The sequence below is a fragment of the Pedobacter sp. KH_004 genome, from assembly GCF_057840755.1.
In genome coordinates, this window is the sequence record NZ_CM174519.1 from 4,538,290 (window position 1) to 4,554,631 (window position 16,342).

Below are 16,342 nucleotides of genomic sequence, written 5' to 3' on the forward strand. Positions count from 1 at the left end.
CAATTTAAAGCTTTTTATGTTAAAGGAATGTTAACCCAATTGCTTTTCAGTTAAATATTTCCAATATCTTTTCGGTACATGTTTAACATGAAGTTTTGTGTTTTTTCGGGCTACAATATTGGCGCTTTTAAAGTAATCTTTCCAAAGAAGGGAGTAAAGCTCTTCCTTTTCATCCATCAATATGGCCGATGGGTTTTTCTTATTTGCTTCTGTTGTAAAATCGATTGTGATTTCTTCAACTGTGTTTAAGTCATAATGAAGGCCATATTTTCTTTTTAGATCGTAAATAATCCATTGCTGATCGGCATATCTATTTTTAAAATGGTTATTAATTAGTGGAAGCACATTAAAATCTGGATCAATGGAGGCGTAAAACATGCCATCGCCAGTTTTTTGAAAGCGAATAAAAGCTTCCATTCTGTGCTTCTCCCGTTCTACGCTTTTGGCATATTTAGATAGTGCCATTACATGCTCGTTACCATAATTCGTTTCGGCGCCATCCTGATTTTGAAATATATAAATAGTGAATTGAAACAGGTGTTGATAGGCCTCAGGAATTTCTGATAAATAACTGCAATAGAAATTACGCAACCAGGTTTTTTTCATTTTTTTCTGAAGTCCATCCCAAACGCGATCTGCTTTCTCGGCATTGGTATCTATAACCATTACTTCTGTAAAAGCCTCTGGTTGAAAAATCTCCATAGATTTTAACGAAACGAAGCCTGGCTTTCGTTCAAACCATTCAAAAACAGCAGTTAAAAGTCCAGGCAAGGACCCATCGAAAACGTAAATCATTAAAATAAAATCAATTGATTGCTATCGGTTTTTAAATATTTGCTCTGACTTTCGGCTAAGATAAAGGCTTTAATTTGTGTGCCCTGATAATCTTTTATTTGATAAGGCGTATCTACACAGGTGATAAAATGCTTCGCTCGGTTATAGGCCACGCCCATCTTTTTAAGCTGATCGATCCTCAATTTTCCAAACTTCCTTGCTTGTACTATTTTCTGAGCCGACATGACACCGATGCCAGGAATGCGCAAAATCATTTTATAGTCCGCTTTGTTGATGTCAACGGGGAAATGCTGCATATTTCTGATGGCCCAGCTGAGTTTAGGGTCGATGTCAATATCCAGATTTGGATTGGCATCATTTAGAATTTCCTGTACTTTGAAACCATAAAATCGCATCAGCCAATCAGTCTGATACAACCTGTTTTCTCTTAAAAGTGGAGGTTGAGTGCCAAGTACAGGCATCCGGGTATCATCACTAATGGGTACATAACCAGAATAATAAACCCTTTTTAGCGAAAAATTTTTATAAAATGTATTGGCGGTATACATAATATCTTTGTCGCTTTCAGGCGTTGCTCCAATTACCATTTGAGTACTTTGTCCTGCCGGAACAAATTTTGGAACATGTTTGATTAATTTTTTATCGGCAGAAAATTGAGCAATGTTTTTCTGTACAAAATCCAAAGGCTTAATCACATCGGCATGGCTTTTCTCTGGAGCTAAAAGTTTTAAACCGGCCTCAGTGGGCATTTCAAGGTTTATACTCATCCGATCTGCATATAAACCTGCTTCTTTAATTAGCTCATCGCTCGCACCCGGAATAGTTTTCAAGTGAATGTAACCATTGTACTTTTGCTCTAGCCGTAGTTTCTTGCAAACCAAAAGCAAACGTTCCATCGTAAAATCTGCATTTTTGAAAATCCCTGAGCTTAAAAACAGACCCTCAATATAATTGCGGCGATAAAAATTCATGGTCAGCTCCACTACTTCATCTACAGTAAATGCAGCACGTTTTACATCGTTACTTTTCCGCGATACACAAAAAAGACAATCGTAAATGCAGTGGTTGGTTAACAATATTTTGAGTAACGAAACGCATCTGCCATCTTCCGTATAGGTATGGCATATGCCTGAGGAATGACTATCGCCTAGTCCTTTATTATTATTTTTTCTGGTGCCACCACTAGATGAACAAGACACATCATATTTAGCAGCATCAGCAAGAATATTTAACTTTTCACGAATACGATCGAATGACATAGTAAATTTTTTGCTAACAAATATAGCTTTAAAAACTAAAAATATTAGTATAAAAATTACTCTTTTAAAGAATATTGGTTTCTCCGCAAGATCGATGAAATCTTTGCTAATTTGGCTTTGGTGATGAGTGTAGAGCTTATTTTATTTTCCTGATAAGAAAGAAAGTATTTTGGAAAAATCCTCTGCCTCATCTTCATCATTTTCTTTCATACTAAAATTTACTTTAAACTAGGTGGCAGTAAAAATTGAATCATAAGAGTGATTTCCCATTTTGAATACTAAATTTTTTCTTCAATGGATAAAATGTTTTCACATAGAGCTGAAAAATTTCTTTGCTATAAAATAAACGGTTTTCTGTAATCTCGAACTTTAATTCTTGTTGATCAAGTTTTACGGTACAGGGAACAAAAATCATGATTAATAAGAAAGTGGTGATCAGCATAGAAATAAGCCAAAAAGAGGTGTTAATTAGCAAATGGTAGAGCATCATAAACATTAATAGGGCGCCGATTGTGGATACGCCAGCAAGTGTAGTGACGAGCACGCTGCTCTTATGATAGTGAAGATGAAAGACATTCATTAGATATACTTGAGCTAAGTGATCGCACAATGTCTTTCTATCCAATACCGAAATAGGAATAATTTGATGGCATTTACTATCAAAAGCCTAGTTGCCTTCCCACTCGCTGTAAAAATGCGCTAAGTAAAGCAGCATAAACTCGTGGCGTTCCTCTGCAATAGTCTTCCCCGCTGCGGTATTCATCAAATCTTTTAACAACAGCAGTTTCTCGTAAAAATGATTAATGGTAGGCGCCGTTGTATTTTTATAGGTTTCTTTTGATAAATGTTGTTCAGGTTTGATAGCAGGATCATATAGTACGCGATTTTTAAAGCCTCCGTAAGTAAACGCTCTCGCTATTCCTATTGCTCCGATTGCATCTAATCTATCAGCATCCTGAACAATCTGCATTTCTTTAGACGTAAATACATTCCGGTCAAAACTATTCTTGAACGACATATTTTCAATAATCAATTTTACATGATCAATAATAGCCTGGTCGACATGAATAGATTGCAGAAATGCTGCAGCCATTTCTGGTCCGAGCGTTTCATCTCCACCATTAAATTTTGGATCTGCGATATCGTGAAGGAGTGCTGAAAAAGCTACAACTAACTCATCGCCATTTTCTTTTTTATTGATGTTTTGGGCAGTTTTATAAACTCGTTCTATATGGAACCAATCGTGCCCAGCTTCGGCATTGGCTAATGTTTTCTTGACAAAATCTATGGTATTTTGAATGGATGAATGCATAAAAAGAAATTTCTCAAAGATATTGGAAATTTATGCAGACCAGCAGAAATGATTTCAACAGCGGAAGTTTTTAACTTACCGCTGTTGTTCTGCTTTCATCTTCAGCAATAATTTTTATCAAATCATTGTGATTTAAAGTAAGTAAGTAAGTAACCTCAACTTCTAAAATTGTAGAAATCTGAAATAACCGATCAACAGTCAATTTACTATAACCCAGCTCAATTTTACTGTAGGCATTTTGAGAAATTTTTAATTTTGCTGCCAAATAATCCTGAGTGTAATCTCTGTATTCTCTAATTTTTCTGATATTCCCAGCAACATTCTTTGTCTTTAAAGCTAATACATCTTCCATAAAAAGGGATAATTTTTAATGTTTGAATTATTTACGAAATTCTGAACGGCTTAGATTTTATAGGAATTATTCTTCTTCAAATAATTGAATTACGCAAACGTCGAGAAACATTACTATGTACTAACAAGCCAATAACTTAAAAGTTTAACGAATTCTGGTTTGCCGTTGATGGACGGCACGATGAGCAAGAGTGTTGTAGTTAGCTGTGATTGTCTATTGACATCGCCAAGGATAATAAAACAGTTGGCGAACACCTCAAATGAGGTAGGCATAAATGGGTTAGACCATTGCAAAATCAAGCATTAAATTTAAGGAAGCAGATGTAGAATCAATGAAATTCCATAGAATTTACACCAGCCTTTGGGATAAAACTCCCATTGATCAATATAGAAAGGATGGAAGGAGCCTTGCAATTAACAAATAGCTTACCAGGCTCCAATAAATATTGAATTAATTTGCCTCTTCGGTTTGAATTAAGGGTGCTCTTCGTGATCCATCATACAACTCATATTCAAGCATTCTGCAGTCTAATTTTCCATTATAAAATTCGATTTTCCGGGAAGCTTTTAATCCGATTTTTTTAGCCAAATCTGGATTTCCAGTGAAAATATAACCTGAATAACCTTTGCATTTGGTTTTCATAAGGTCGCCCATGCGTTTATAGGTTAATTCCAATTTGCTGTGTACACCCAAACGTTCGCCATATTCAGGGTTGAAAACGACTACGCCTTGTCCGCCTTCGGGCACCGGAGTAAGCTCGAAATCACAAACTTCAAATTCGATTAAAGTATCAACACCGGCTGTCTGGGCATTTCTACGCGTAACCTCAACAGCATCTTCCGAAATATCAGAAGCAACAATTTTTAAATCAATATTTTTAATTACCTGATCTTTCAAAATTCTTCTTTCAGTGAAAAATTCCTGTTCATCATAGCCTAAAATGTGCATGAAGCCATAATTCATCCGGTATAAGCCGGGAGCACGGTTTGTTGCTATTAATGCAGCTTCGATAGCCAGTGTTCCTGAACCACACATCGGGTTAATGAAAGGCGATTTTCTATCCCATTTGGTAGCATAAATTGCTCCAGAAGCTAGTGCTTCAAGCATTGGCGCTTTCCCCGGAATTTTACGGTAACCGTGTTTGGCCAAGGTTTCGCCAGAAGTGTCCATAAAAACATCGGCATCAGCATCTTTCCAGTACAAATGCACTACTGCTTTATTGGCATCAGAGCCAGAGTTAGGGCGAATGCCTTTTTTCTCTTTCATGCGATCGACAATCGCATCTTTAACTTTCAGATTGGCAAATAATGGTGTAGTAATATTTGGATTATCCACATTGGAGGTTACCGAGAAATATCCTGCAAAATCGATTAATTCTTCCCATTCAATATTCTTAATTTCGTTATAAAGGTCATCAGGTGTAATGGCCTTAAAACTTTTAATCGCATATAAAATCTGACTGGCGCAACGCAAGTTTAAATTTAGCTTGATACACTCTGTAAGGGTGATATTTAGCTCAACACCGGTTGGAAAGGCTCTTTCTATTTTATAACCTAGTGCCGTAACTTCATCTTGTAAATAAGGAGAAAGGCGCTTATTGCAGGTAATAATTACCTTGCTTTTATTGTGGAAAACTTGCATCATAATATATGCGAAGTTATCAATAAAATTATAGAGATTTGATTCTTTAAGGTACAATATTAGTATTAGTTATGGAAATTAAAGGAAAAGTACACGAAGTAGGTGCAACGCAGCAGGTAAGTGAAACGTTTAAAAAACGTGATTTAATAGTAGAATACGCAGAAAATCCAACATACCCAGAATATATCCGTTTTGAGGCTTTACAAGATAAAACTGCATTATTAGATACATTTAAAGCGGGTGATGAGGTTGAGGTTTTCTTTAATTTACGTGGCCGCCCTTGGACAGATAAAACAGGGAAAACGTCATATTTTAACAGTTTAGTGATTTGGAGAATCAATGCGATTGCAGCAGGCGCTCCGGCAGCAGCTACTCCAGCTTATGCAGCTCCGGTTGATGTGAGCAATACACCAGGTGAAGATGATGATTTGCCTTTCTAAATAAAGAATCTTTTTAAGCAAACAATTTTGAACCATGCCGAGGCTTTTGTCTCGGCATTTTTTTTCCCCCACCTTTGCTTAAATCTTCATTTACAATCAGATAAGTCATGTTAAAATATGTTAAAAACATGCTGTTAACTTAGCTATTCAGTATTTTTGCTTCTGGTTTTAGGTTATATTGTAGTGCCTGAAAATAACTCGGCACAAAATCACATCAATGAAAAAAAGGAGTTTTTGGTTTATTACTGTGTTGATGACGTTGGCTTTGCTCGGCGTTTTTGTGATGCAGTTGTATTACATCAAGGAAGCCTATAACTTAAAATCTCAACTGTTTGACGAACAGGTAAATCAAACTTTAGCTACTGTAGTTAAAAAGGTAGAACGACTAAATGTTGCCAATCACATCAACAGGAAAGACGCCGAAAACAAATTAAAGCGTATTCAGGATGCTCGACAAAGAGCACTCGATATTAAAGATTTAAGGCAGCAATATGTTCAGGAATCGGAATTGAGATTTGCCGAACGCGAAAATTTAATCGAAAATTATCTCAATCAACAGGATACTCTAATAAGAATGTCGTTTCGGGCACCTAATGTAATTTCTGAACGAGAATTTCTTTCTATATCATCGCAAAATGGTAAAAGCCTTGATTTGCAAATGGATGCAATTGTGGATATGCGTAGCTTGGTTTTAAAAAGTTATAATATGCGTACAAAACCTTATGCCCCAGCGCCTAAAACATTTGAATTTAAAAGTTTGCAAAGCCTGCCGGATACATTAAGATATTTGGTGTACGATCCTATAAATGCCAAACCATTGACCGTTAGTTTGCCAAAAATTCCTGAAGATTTAGAAAAGAAATTTAAACGTGAGGATGAAATTGCCAGGAAAAAACTCGAAGTAAAAATTGCTGCTTTGGGTAAAGATACTTTGCCTTATTCTAGAATGAGTTTAGTAGAAGATGTTTCCAAAGAGCTGGAAGAATCGAATATTCCGATTTATAAACGGATAAACTTCGAGGCGCTAGGCGATGTTTTAAAAGAAGAATTGTTAACACATAATATTACTCAAAAACCTTATTATAAAGTTTCGCTGGCAAAAAAAGATTCGGTTTTGTTTATCGAAGCCTCGAATGCCAAGGGAGAGTTTTTGCCCGAAAACACCTATAAAACGCCTCTGTTTGGAAACGATTTATTCCGCGATCCTGGTACATTGATCGTCACTTTCCCCAATAAAAATTCGGCAATTTTAGCCAACTTGAGTTTTACCCTGGCTACATCTGTGGGCTTATTACTGGTGCTGGTTTTCATTTTCTCTTATACGCTCTATGCCATTTTAAAGCAGAAGAAAATTTCTGAAATGAAAACTGACTTCATCAATAACATGACGCATGAATTTAAAACTCCGGTTGCAACTATTATGATCGCAAGCGAGGCACTAAAAGATCCGGAAGTTACTGAAGATAAAAGTCGGTTGAAACGCCTGGCTAATATTATTTACGATGAAAACGTTCGTTTGGGCAGCCATATTGAACGCGTTTTGAGTATCGCACGGTTAGAAAAAGGGGAGCTGAAAATGGAGAACACAGAGGTTGATATGAACGACTTGATTGTAATTGTTCTGGACAGTATGAGTCTTCAATTGCAAAAAAGAAATGCGATTTTGAATATCCACACGGAGGCTGAAAAATCTGCCGTTTTTGGCGATGAACTTCATTTATCAAATGTGCTTTATAACCTAATTGATAACGCGAATAAGTATAGCTCCGAAACACCAGAAATTACAATCACAACAAGAAATACCAATAATAAACTGATCATAGAAATTGCTGACAAAGGCATCGGGATGACCAAAGAACAATCTAAACGAATCTTTGATCAATTTTACAGGGTGCCAACTGGTAACTTGCATGATGTTAAGGGATTTGGTCTTGGCTTAAATTATGTTCAGGATATTATAAAACAGGTTAATGGCAGCATCAAAGTGAATAGCGAAAAAGATAAAGGAACAAAGTTTGAAATATCGTTACCTTTATATCAAAGCTAACATCGGCGAATAAACATCATTGGTCGATACGTTGTATAAATGCGTTTAAAATTGAGTTATTATAGCAGACAACTTAGCAATTAAACCGTTGTACAAGTGCAGAATCAAACATTTACGGTAGAATGCTACCCGCGTCAATAAAATAACGAAAATGAAAAAAATACTTCTGGTAGAGGACGATCCAAATTTAGGTTTATTGCTACAAGATTATTTGCAGCTAAAGGGCAAATTTGATGTGGTGCTTTGTATAGACGGAGAAGAAGGTTTGCGGGCTTTTAATAAACAAAACTTCGACCTGTGTATTTTAGATGTGATGATGCCTAAGAAAGATGGATTTACTTTGGGTAAAGATATTCGCAAAGTGAATGCACAAGTGCCAATCATTTTTGCAACGGCAAAAACCATGCTGGAAGATAAATCTGCCGCTTACGATTTAGGCGGCGATGATTATATCACCAAACCCTTTCGTATAGAAGAACTATTACTGCGTATTAATGCGATGTTTAAACGAATATCGAGCAAGAGCGATGGGGCAGAAGAAGCACCTGAAACACAGTTTAATATTGGAAGCTATATTTTCGATTATACTACTCAAATCATTACAAACGGCGATCAGCAGCAAAAACTTTCTACCAAAGAAGCAGAGTTACTCCGTTTGCTTTGCTTGAAAAAAAATACAGTTTTAACCAGAGAAGAAGCATTATTGAGCATTTGGCACGACGATAACTACTTCAATGGACGCAGTATGGATGTTTTTTTGAGCAAACTACGTAAATACCTTAGAGGAGATTCGAGCGTTGAAATTATTAACGTTCATGGCAAGGGCTATAAATTGCTGGTGAGTTAGGTAGAACGTTCAAAGGTTGGACTGTTGTAATATTGAGCTGTTTTGGTCGCTGAAATGAATTCGACCTATCGGTTGGTGTCGCACCAACCGATATCTATGCAGAAGATCATTTAGTTTTATTGCCCAATTTTCAATGGTCGGTGTGGATACCGACCACTAGCATAAAATTGCTTCGAAAGAGCGCTGCTACAGATACAAATTTTCTTGAATTGGCGGAATGATGTTTCTTTCTTGTGCTAATTTAAACAAGGTATCAACCGCTTTTCTGCCTTCTTCACCCAAATTTATGCTGTATTTGTTTACGTAAAGCTCAATGTGTTTGTACATCACGGCTTCATCCATAGCTTGCGCATGTTCTCGGATAAAATCGATGCCCGATTTAGGATGGGCAAATGCAAATTCTACCGATTGACGAATCAAGCGGTTGACCTTAAGCTGAACCTCTCTATTCAGATTTCTGTTAATTACAATGCCACCCAAAGGGATAGCACAACCTGTTAGTTTTTCCCAATAATCACCCAAATCAACAGTTTTATTCAGGCCTTTATCTTGGTAGGTAAATCTGTTTTCATGGATAATCAAACCCAAATCTATTTGGTCTTCTAGCAAAGCTGATTCAATTTCAGAGAATACCATTTCCTGCTTATTTTGCAATTGCGGATAGGCAATTCCAAGCAAGAAGTTCGCAGTGGTGTACTTTCCAGGAATTCCAATTCTTAACTCCGAACTCGGAATTTGGAGACGGGAATCATTTTCATCGAAAGGATTCTTACTAATTAAAAGCGGTCCAACGCCAAAGCCCAAAGCGCTTCCGGCATCCAATAAAGCATATTGGTTAGCCACATAAGCAAAAGCGTGAAAACTTAATTTAGTGATGTCGAGCTGTCCTTTCAACGCCTTCTGGTTAAGCGTTTCCACATCATCATAGGTTACTTCAAATTCTAAACCTTCGGTATCAATTTTATGGTGAATTAGCGCATCGAAGATAAATGTGTCGTTTGGGCAGGGCGAAAAACCAAGTGTAAGCTTCATGTTTTCAAAATTAACTACTGCAGAAAACTAATCCGTCATAATCAGTTCATTTCTGATATAAAAGAAATAAGCCAATCATTTAAGTTTTTAATAGCTAAACCCATTTTCCAGTTGTCTTTGTTTCGGGGTTCTACATAATTTGATACACTTCTCACTTGCAAACAATCAATACTCTCTTGTTTACAGGCATAGAAAACTGCCGCACCCTCCATGCTTTCGGTGGTTGGATTAAGCCTCCTTTTGAGGTTTTTAATGCTTTTTTCATTTCCAGTAACACAGTTTACAGTAATTCCGGTTATGGGTGGTAAATCAATATTTTTTTTATACCTTGATTTAAAATGATTTTCGCCGAAACCAAGGTCGGTGATTGTTAGAAACTCATCGCCATTTTCAGCTCCAAGTTCAGCGAAAACGTCTTCGGTCACATTTAAAATACTCCCCAACTTCACACTCCGATCAAAACAGCCAGCAATGCCCACATTTAAAACTAAACGGTATTTGTTGGAATTTAAAAACTGTCCTAAAGAATAAGCGGTAGCAACCATTCCAACTCCCGTTATCAATAAATCGAAGTTTTTACTTTCGATAAAATCCCCTTCGGGCAAATTGAAATGCTGATAAAAAAATGTAACCTCGGCTTTGGTAGCGGCCACAACTAGAGTTTTCATAAGGTAAATTTAAGGGATTCTTTTCATTAAAATGTCTTTCTTTAAGCTTTGGCCCTTTGGCTTAAAGCTTTATCAGTATATTTGACCCTTTATTTTATTGTAATGATTTATATAACGAGAAAAGCATCATTTAATGCGGCACATAAACTTGCCAGACCCGATTGGGATGATGATAAAAATGCCGAAGTCTATGGCAAATGTGCCAATCCAAATTGGCATGGTCATAACTATTGGTTATATGTAACGGTTAAGGGCGAAGTAAATCCAGAAACGGGTTTTCTTGTTGATTTGAAGTGGCTTAAGGATGTAATGAATATTTATGTAGTTGATAAAGTTGACCATAAAAACTTAAATCTTGACGTAGATTTTATGAAAGGAAAGCTGGCCTCTACAGAAAATTTAGCTATCGAAATTTGGAAGCAATTGGAAGCGCCGATTGCAGAAAGCGGAGCGCTTTTACATTGTGTAAAAATTTACGAAACCGAAAATAATTTTGTTGAATACTTTGGTTAAAACCACCTAAATTAATGAGCACTAAAAACGTATTAAAAGAGGAATCGATTGATGGCTATGTAAAAATAGACCGTTATAACGACGAGAAAATCGAAGCTGTTGCTACACATTACAAAGATATTCTTGGTCAACTAGGTGAAAACCCGGAGCGTGAAGGTTTGTTAAAAACGCCTGAACGGGTGGCTAAAGCACTGCAGTATTTAACTCATGGTTATGATTTGAAGCCGGATGAAATTTTAAAATCGGCAATGTTTGAAGAAGATTATAGCCAAATGGTTGTGGTTAAAGATATTGAAGTATATTCAATGTGCGAACACCACATGTTGCCATTCTTTGGAAAAGCACACATTGCTTACATTCCAAACGGACATATTGTTGGGTTAAGCAAAATTCCCAGAGTGGTTGATGCTTTTGCCCGCCGTTTACAAGTGCAGGAGCGTTTAACAAACGAAATTAGAGATTGCATTCAAAATACTTTAAACCCGAAGGGCGTTGCAGTTGTAATCGAATGTAAACACCTTTGCATGGCCATGCGTGGCGTACAAAAACAAAATTCAGTTACCACCACATCAGCTTTTACCGGTAGTTTTTTAAGCAATGATAAAACTAGGGCTGAATTTTTAAGATTAATTACGGCAAGTTTGGATTAAAAAGTATCGAGTAGAAAGTACCTGGTATCAAGATAAGGCACTATAAATACGCTAATCGCCAGGCGCTTAATATCAAACGAATCATTATGAAAGCATATATTTTTCCTGGACAAGGAGCACAATTTGTAGGCATGGGTAAAGACCTTTATGAAAACCCACAGGCTGCAGCATTATTTGAAAAAGCAAATGAAATTATCGGTTTCCGCATCAGTGATATCATGTTCGGCGGAACAGATGAGGAATTGAAACAAACCAATGTAACCCAGCCGGCAATTTTCTTACACTCTGCTATTTTGGCAAAGGTTTTAGGTGATGATTTCAAACCTGATATGGTTGCTGGTCATTCTTTAGGCGAATTTTCATCATTGGTAGCTGCCAATGCTTTGAGTTTTGAAGACGGCCTGAAATTGGTTATTGCTCGTGCAAACGCCATGCAAAAAGCTTGTGAAGCCCAACCTTCCACTATGGCGGCTATTTTAGGCTTAGCTGATGATGTAGTAGAAAGAATTTGTGCTGAAGTTGATGCAGTAGTGGTTCCGGCAAATTATAACTGCCCGGGCCAGTTGGTTATTTCGGGTAGCATTGAAGGAATTGATTTAGCCTGTGCTAAATTAACAGAAGCGGGTGCAAAAAGAGCATTAAAGTTAAATGTAGGTGGTGCTTTTCACTCGCCGTTAATGGAGCCAGCCAAAATTGAATTGCAGGCAGCAATTGAGGCTACAGCTATCTCGGCACCAATATGTCCAGTTTATCAAAACGTAGATGCCAAACCTTATACTGATCCCGCCCAAATAAAAGAAAATTTAATTAAACAATTAACGGGTGCGGTACGTTGGACTCAAACTGTTGAGAATATGCTGGCTGATGGTGCAACTGAATTTGTAGAAGTTGGGCCAGGTAGTGTTTTGCAAGGTCTAGTTAAAAAAGTTAGTCGCGAGGTACAAACCAGTGGTGCTGCTATTGCTTAAAACCTTTATACTATAATTATTTTCAGCGCCATAAACAAACCGTTTATGGCGCTGTTTTTTGTCAATATTTAATATCTTTATCAAAATCGATGAAATTGAGCTTTGGTGTAAAAATTAGATTTCTACTGCTGGTTTTAGGTTGCTGCCTCATTGCAACGTCTATTTCATTAAGCAGATTTACTACCAAAAGTGATTTACTGGAACGCGATGCCAACGAAGTCCAACAGAACTTATCGGTAAAAGAAAGAGACGTTGCTGCATTTTTGGCAAATAAAGCAGAGGTCGCTAAAGCAAAACAGCTTCACGTAAATCCAAATGATGCCATAGATTTTTTGAATATCTATCGAGAGATAAAAGGGATTAACCTCCTAACTTTTAAAAATAATCAATTAAATTTCTGGAGTACCTACCGCGTTACCGATATTGATCCCCGGACGATAAAAGAAGGAAGTTCTGTGCTGTTTTTTTCCAATGGATGGTACGAGGTAATTAAGAGTACGCAAGGTAATTTTAGTTTGGTTTTCCTTATTTCGATACAATCTCAATATCCATTTAAAGAAACACAGTATTTTCGAAATGATTTAGATCCGCTGTTATCTAATTCAAAATTACTTACACTGGCATCATTTACTGATAAAGAGGTTTACAGCATCAAAAGTATTGATAATAAGTTTTTGTTCGGCCTAAAGGTGAAATCTGGATACATAGAAGACTATTATTCTGTTACTCAGTTGTGGCTTTTTGTTGCAGGATTGGTAAGCATTTGCATGTTTTTCAACTCATTAAGCTCCCTAATTGCAAGACGAGGACATATTTTTTGGGGTACCTTATTCCTGATGATATTCTTTTTAACATTTAGGCTTTCGGATTTGTATTATGGATGGTTTAATCACCGGTTTCCACTCGATCTCTTCGATCCAAGGATATATTCCGAAAGTTTCCTCATGCCATCACTGGGCGATTTTTTATTGAATGTAATTACGATTACCTGGTTACTGCTCTTTATGTATAACCACAAAGAGCAATATAAATTTGCCAAATGGATAAGAGAAAGCAAAATTTCAGGCATTATTATTCATATTCTGTTTTTGGCGTTTATTGCCACCATAGCCTATTTTAGTGATGAGGTTTTTTTTGGATTGATTTACAATTCAAAAATCAATTTCGAAATTATCAATATCTTAAAGCTAAGTGGCTCTAGCTGGGTGAGTATTGTAATCCTATGCCTTGTTTGGTTTCAGATTTACTTAATTACCATCATTTGCGTAACAGTCAGCAAGCAACTAAATGTAAGCAATAGGGAAAGATTAATCATCTTTTTAACAGGTTTTGCAATTGTTTTCTTCTATAAACTAACAACAGATTTTACTGCTTTTTTTATTGTTTTTGCACTTATCCTTTTAATTGTTTGTAGAAGTATTTATATCGAAAAGGCAAAGTTTTCTATAGGCTTGTTCGCCATAGTATTTTTTTGCCTTGCCTTTAATAGTTCTATTAAATACATTAAGTACAAAGATATTACAGAACGCAGCCTTCGCGAGCCGCTTGCCCGGAAGGTACAATCATCAGAAGATCCAAATGCGATTGTAGCTTTGGGCAGTTTGGAGGGGAATTTATTAAATGATCAATTTTTGGTTACATATTTTGCTGAAAGCGGAAGATCTAACTATGCAGTATTAAAAAACCACCTTAAAAATTATCTGGATGGTTATTTAAGCCGCTACGATTATCAAGTTTATCCTTATGATAAAAGCGGAGTCAATATCAGCAACCCTAACGGGCAGCGTTTTAAGAAATATAAAGGGCTGGTAGAATCTGGCTCAGTTAAAATCGAGGGTTCGAATTATTTCTACCAGGTTAATAACACCTTTGGCTATCAGGACTACTTTGGCATCATATCGGTGGTGAACAGGGGGAGTTTATTGGGCACCTTAGTTATCGAACTCCGCTCAAAACCATACAATTACAACAATAGATTACCCGATTTGCTCGGAGATCAAAAACTGGTGAGAGATGAGGATTTCAAAGGATACTCCATTGCGTTATACAGTAATAACCGCTTATTAAATCAATCCGGGAATTATACTTATCCATTGGATGGCAATATTTTCAATGGCAAAAAGGATAATTTTATTACGAGCAATGATAATAAATTGGATTATAGCCATCTAATTTATAAGCCTACTGAAAGCAAAATGGTTGTAATAAGTAAGCAGAAGGTGAGCTATGTAGAGCGATTGGCGGCCTTATCCTTCTTTTTTTTAGTATTTATTATTTTCTCATTGGTATTGTATGGCTTAATTTGGTTAATTAAAAATCTGGATGATGAACGTGTAGGTTGGTTCAGTATCAATAGATCTTTGATGATTAATGCCAATAAAATTCTTTACAAAACACGTATTCAGGTTTCTATCGTGCTATCGGTGGTGGCTACTTTACTAATTGTGGGTTGGGTAACATATTATTACATGAATAATGAGTACCGTGGACAACAAACCATTTCTATAAAAGATAAAATCAGAAAGGTTCAGCAGAATTATGAGAAACAGGTTTTTAACAGGGGTATAGTGGAAGATGAAGATGCGGTTGCTGATTTTGTAAATTTTGCTGATGTGAACAATGTTGATCTTAATTTATACAGTACGCAAGGAAACCTGCTCATGACTACCTATCCTAAACTTTATAACCTAAAAGTAATAGGACGAAAAATGGGGCCTCTAGCTTATACCTACCTGGATAAATTAAAACGATCTGAATATATCAATCCCCGTGAAAAAATTGGTAACTTAACCTATGCCGCAGCCTATGCGCCTATTAGAAATGCACAGAACAAAACAATTGCTTATATCGGTTTGCCAAACTATTCCAACGAAGAGGAGTATTCAGACAAAATAGCGCTGTTTGTAAGTAATCTTATAAATATTTATGCCTTGGTTTTTGTGGCTGTTGGAGTTTTAGCAGTGTTTTTAGCAAACCAGATTACCAGTCCATTAACGTTTATTCAAGAGAGTATTAGTAGAACCCGGATCGGGCAACGTAATGAACCCATTGTTTGGCGTAGGCACGATGAAATTGGCTCTCTAATAAAAGAATATAATGGAATGATTGCCGCACTTGAGGCCAGTGCAGCTAAATTGGCACGATCGGAAAGGGAGAGCGCATGGCGGGAAATGGCCAAACAGGTAGCCCATGAAATTAAAAATCCACTTACGCCTTTAAAACTGGGTGTTCAATTGCTCGAAAAATCTTGGAAAGAGAATGATCCGAATTTTGAACATAAGTTTAATAAATTCAGCAAATCTTTCATTGAGCAAATAGATAGCCTTTCTAAAATTGCCTCAGAGTTTTCCAATTTTGCTAGAATGCCAGATACCAATTTAGAGAAATTGGATGTTATGCCGGTAATAGAACAGGCCCGGCAAGTCTATAAAAACAGCGACAACGTAGAGATAAACGTGCTTAACAAGTCGGAAAATAGTATCCGGATTCTTGCAGATCATGACCAACTGTTAAGAACCTTCAATAATCTTTTCAAAAATGCAATTGAGGCCATTGATGATGAATCTCACTGTTGCATTACAGCGGTGCTTTACCATGATGATGAATACGCCTATATTGAAATTAAGGATAATGGAAAAGGAATTCCAGCGGTGTTACACGATAAAATCTTTGTGCCTAACTTTACTACTAAAACCTCGGGAACCGGCTTAGGGTTGGCGTTTGTAAAGCAAGCGGTAGAAAATGCAGGCGGAACCATTAGTTTTACCTCTGTGATTAATGTAGGAACCACATTTTATTTAGCATTTCCTCTGGCTTAG

At 36.7% G+C, this 16,342-nt stretch carries 15 protein-coding genes; 7 read left to right on the top strand and 8 right to left on the bottom strand.

Features of this window, described 5'->3' with window-relative positions:
• Positions 1 to 30: 30 nt before the first annotated feature.
• From AC3ITD_RS19600 to AC3ITD_RS19625, 6 genes are all read right to left on the bottom strand, one after another.
• Positions 31 to 795 carry a TIGR03915 family putative DNA repair protein gene (locus AC3ITD_RS19600; RefSeq protein WP_265797293.1) on the bottom strand — a complete coding sequence of 255 codons (765 nt, stop codon included), beginning with the start codon at positions 793 to 795 and terminating at the stop codon, positions 31 to 33.
• Entirely contained in the window at positions 795 to 2,054 is a 1,260-nt protein-coding gene (locus tag AC3ITD_RS19605) for a putative DNA modification/repair radical SAM protein (RefSeq protein WP_265797294.1), read from the bottom strand. Before AC3ITD_RS19605 ends, AC3ITD_RS19600 begins: the two co-directional genes overlap by 1 nt.
• 250 nt (positions 2,055 to 2,304) lie before the next feature.
• A complete protein-coding gene (locus tag AC3ITD_RS19610) occupies positions 2,305 to 2,634 on the bottom strand; it encodes a hypothetical protein (protein WP_489362296.1) in 330 nt (109 codons plus the stop codon).
• Positions 2,635 to 2,721: 87 nt separating this feature from the next.
• Positions 2,722 to 3,366 carry an HD domain-containing protein gene (locus AC3ITD_RS19615; protein WP_489362298.1) on the bottom strand — a complete coding sequence of 215 codons (645 nt, stop codon included), beginning with the start codon at positions 3,364 to 3,366 and terminating at the stop codon, positions 2,722 to 2,724.
• 70 nt (positions 3,367 to 3,436) lie between these two features.
• The gene (locus AC3ITD_RS19620) at positions 3,437 to 3,718 is read right to left on the bottom strand and encodes a helix-turn-helix domain-containing protein (protein WP_265797296.1); all 282 of its coding nucleotides are present in this window, start codon (positions 3,716 to 3,718) and stop codon (positions 3,437 to 3,439) included.
• A gap of 450 nt (positions 3,719 to 4,168) precedes the next feature.
• The gene (locus tag AC3ITD_RS19625; RefSeq protein WP_489366712.1) at positions 4,169 to 5,359 is read right to left on the bottom strand and encodes a THUMP domain-containing class I SAM-dependent RNA methyltransferase; all 1,191 of its coding nucleotides are present in this window, start codon (positions 5,357 to 5,359) and stop codon (positions 4,169 to 4,171) included.
• A 71-nt stretch (positions 5,360 to 5,430) separates the two neighbouring features.
• Between AC3ITD_RS19625 and AC3ITD_RS19630 the strand changes: the two genes are divergently transcribed.
• The 3 genes from AC3ITD_RS19630 (at position 5,431) to AC3ITD_RS19640 (ending at position 8,693) form a co-directional block, all read left to right on the top strand.
• Positions 5,431 to 5,799, top strand: coding sequence for a DUF3127 domain-containing protein (locus AC3ITD_RS19630; protein ID WP_116168680.1), 369 nt, complete (start codon positions 5,431 to 5,433; stop codon positions 5,797 to 5,799).
• Positions 5,800 to 6,016: 217 nt separating this feature from the next.
• On the top strand, positions 6,017 to 7,846 hold the full coding sequence (locus tag AC3ITD_RS19635; protein ID WP_489362301.1) for a sensor histidine kinase: 1,830 nt from the start codon (positions 6,017 to 6,019) through the stop codon (positions 7,844 to 7,846).
• A 151-nt stretch (positions 7,847 to 7,997) separates the two neighbouring features.
• Complete coding sequence (locus AC3ITD_RS19640; protein ID WP_265797298.1) at positions 7,998 to 8,693, top strand: response regulator transcription factor; 696 nt, start codon at positions 7,998 to 8,000, stop codon at positions 8,691 to 8,693.
• A gap of 186 nt (positions 8,694 to 8,879) precedes the next feature.
• On the opposite strand, the gene AC3ITD_RS19645 is transcribed toward AC3ITD_RS19640, so the two are convergent.
• A complete protein-coding gene (locus AC3ITD_RS19645; protein ID WP_489362303.1) occupies positions 8,880 to 9,725 on the bottom strand; it encodes a menaquinone biosynthesis family protein in 846 nt (281 codons plus the stop codon).
• A gap of 41 nt (positions 9,726 to 9,766) precedes the next feature.
• The gene (mqnB, locus tag AC3ITD_RS19650; protein ID WP_265797300.1) at positions 9,767 to 10,393 is read right to left on the bottom strand and encodes a futalosine hydrolase; all 627 of its coding nucleotides are present in this window, start codon (positions 10,391 to 10,393) and stop codon (positions 9,767 to 9,769) included.
• Between the two features lie 102 nt (positions 10,394 to 10,495).
• Here mqnB and AC3ITD_RS19655 point away from each other — a divergent pair, with 102 nt between their 5' ends.
• The 4 genes from AC3ITD_RS19655 to AC3ITD_RS19670 all read left to right on the top strand — a co-directional run bounded on the left by AC3ITD_RS19655 (position 10,496) and on the right by AC3ITD_RS19670 (position 16,342).
• Positions 10,496 to 10,906, top strand: a complete 411-nt coding sequence (locus AC3ITD_RS19655; RefSeq protein WP_489362306.1) for a 6-pyruvoyl trahydropterin synthase family protein — start codon at positions 10,496 to 10,498, stop codon at positions 10,904 to 10,906.
• A 14-nt stretch (positions 10,907 to 10,920) separates the two neighbouring features.
• On the top strand, positions 10,921 to 11,556 hold the full coding sequence (folE, locus tag AC3ITD_RS19660) for a GTP cyclohydrolase I FolE (protein WP_265797302.1): 636 nt from the start codon (positions 10,921 to 10,923) through the stop codon (positions 11,554 to 11,556).
• An 86-nt stretch (positions 11,557 to 11,642) separates the two neighbouring features.
• Complete coding sequence (fabD, locus tag AC3ITD_RS19665; protein ID WP_489362309.1) at positions 11,643 to 12,524, top strand: ACP S-malonyltransferase; 882 nt, start codon at positions 11,643 to 11,645, stop codon at positions 12,522 to 12,524.
• Positions 12,525 to 12,613: 89 nt separating this feature from the next.
• Positions 12,614 to 16,342: a sensor histidine kinase gene (locus AC3ITD_RS19670; protein WP_489362311.1), complete on the top strand. Its 3,729-nt coding sequence runs from the start codon at positions 12,614 to 12,616 to the stop codon at positions 16,340 to 16,342.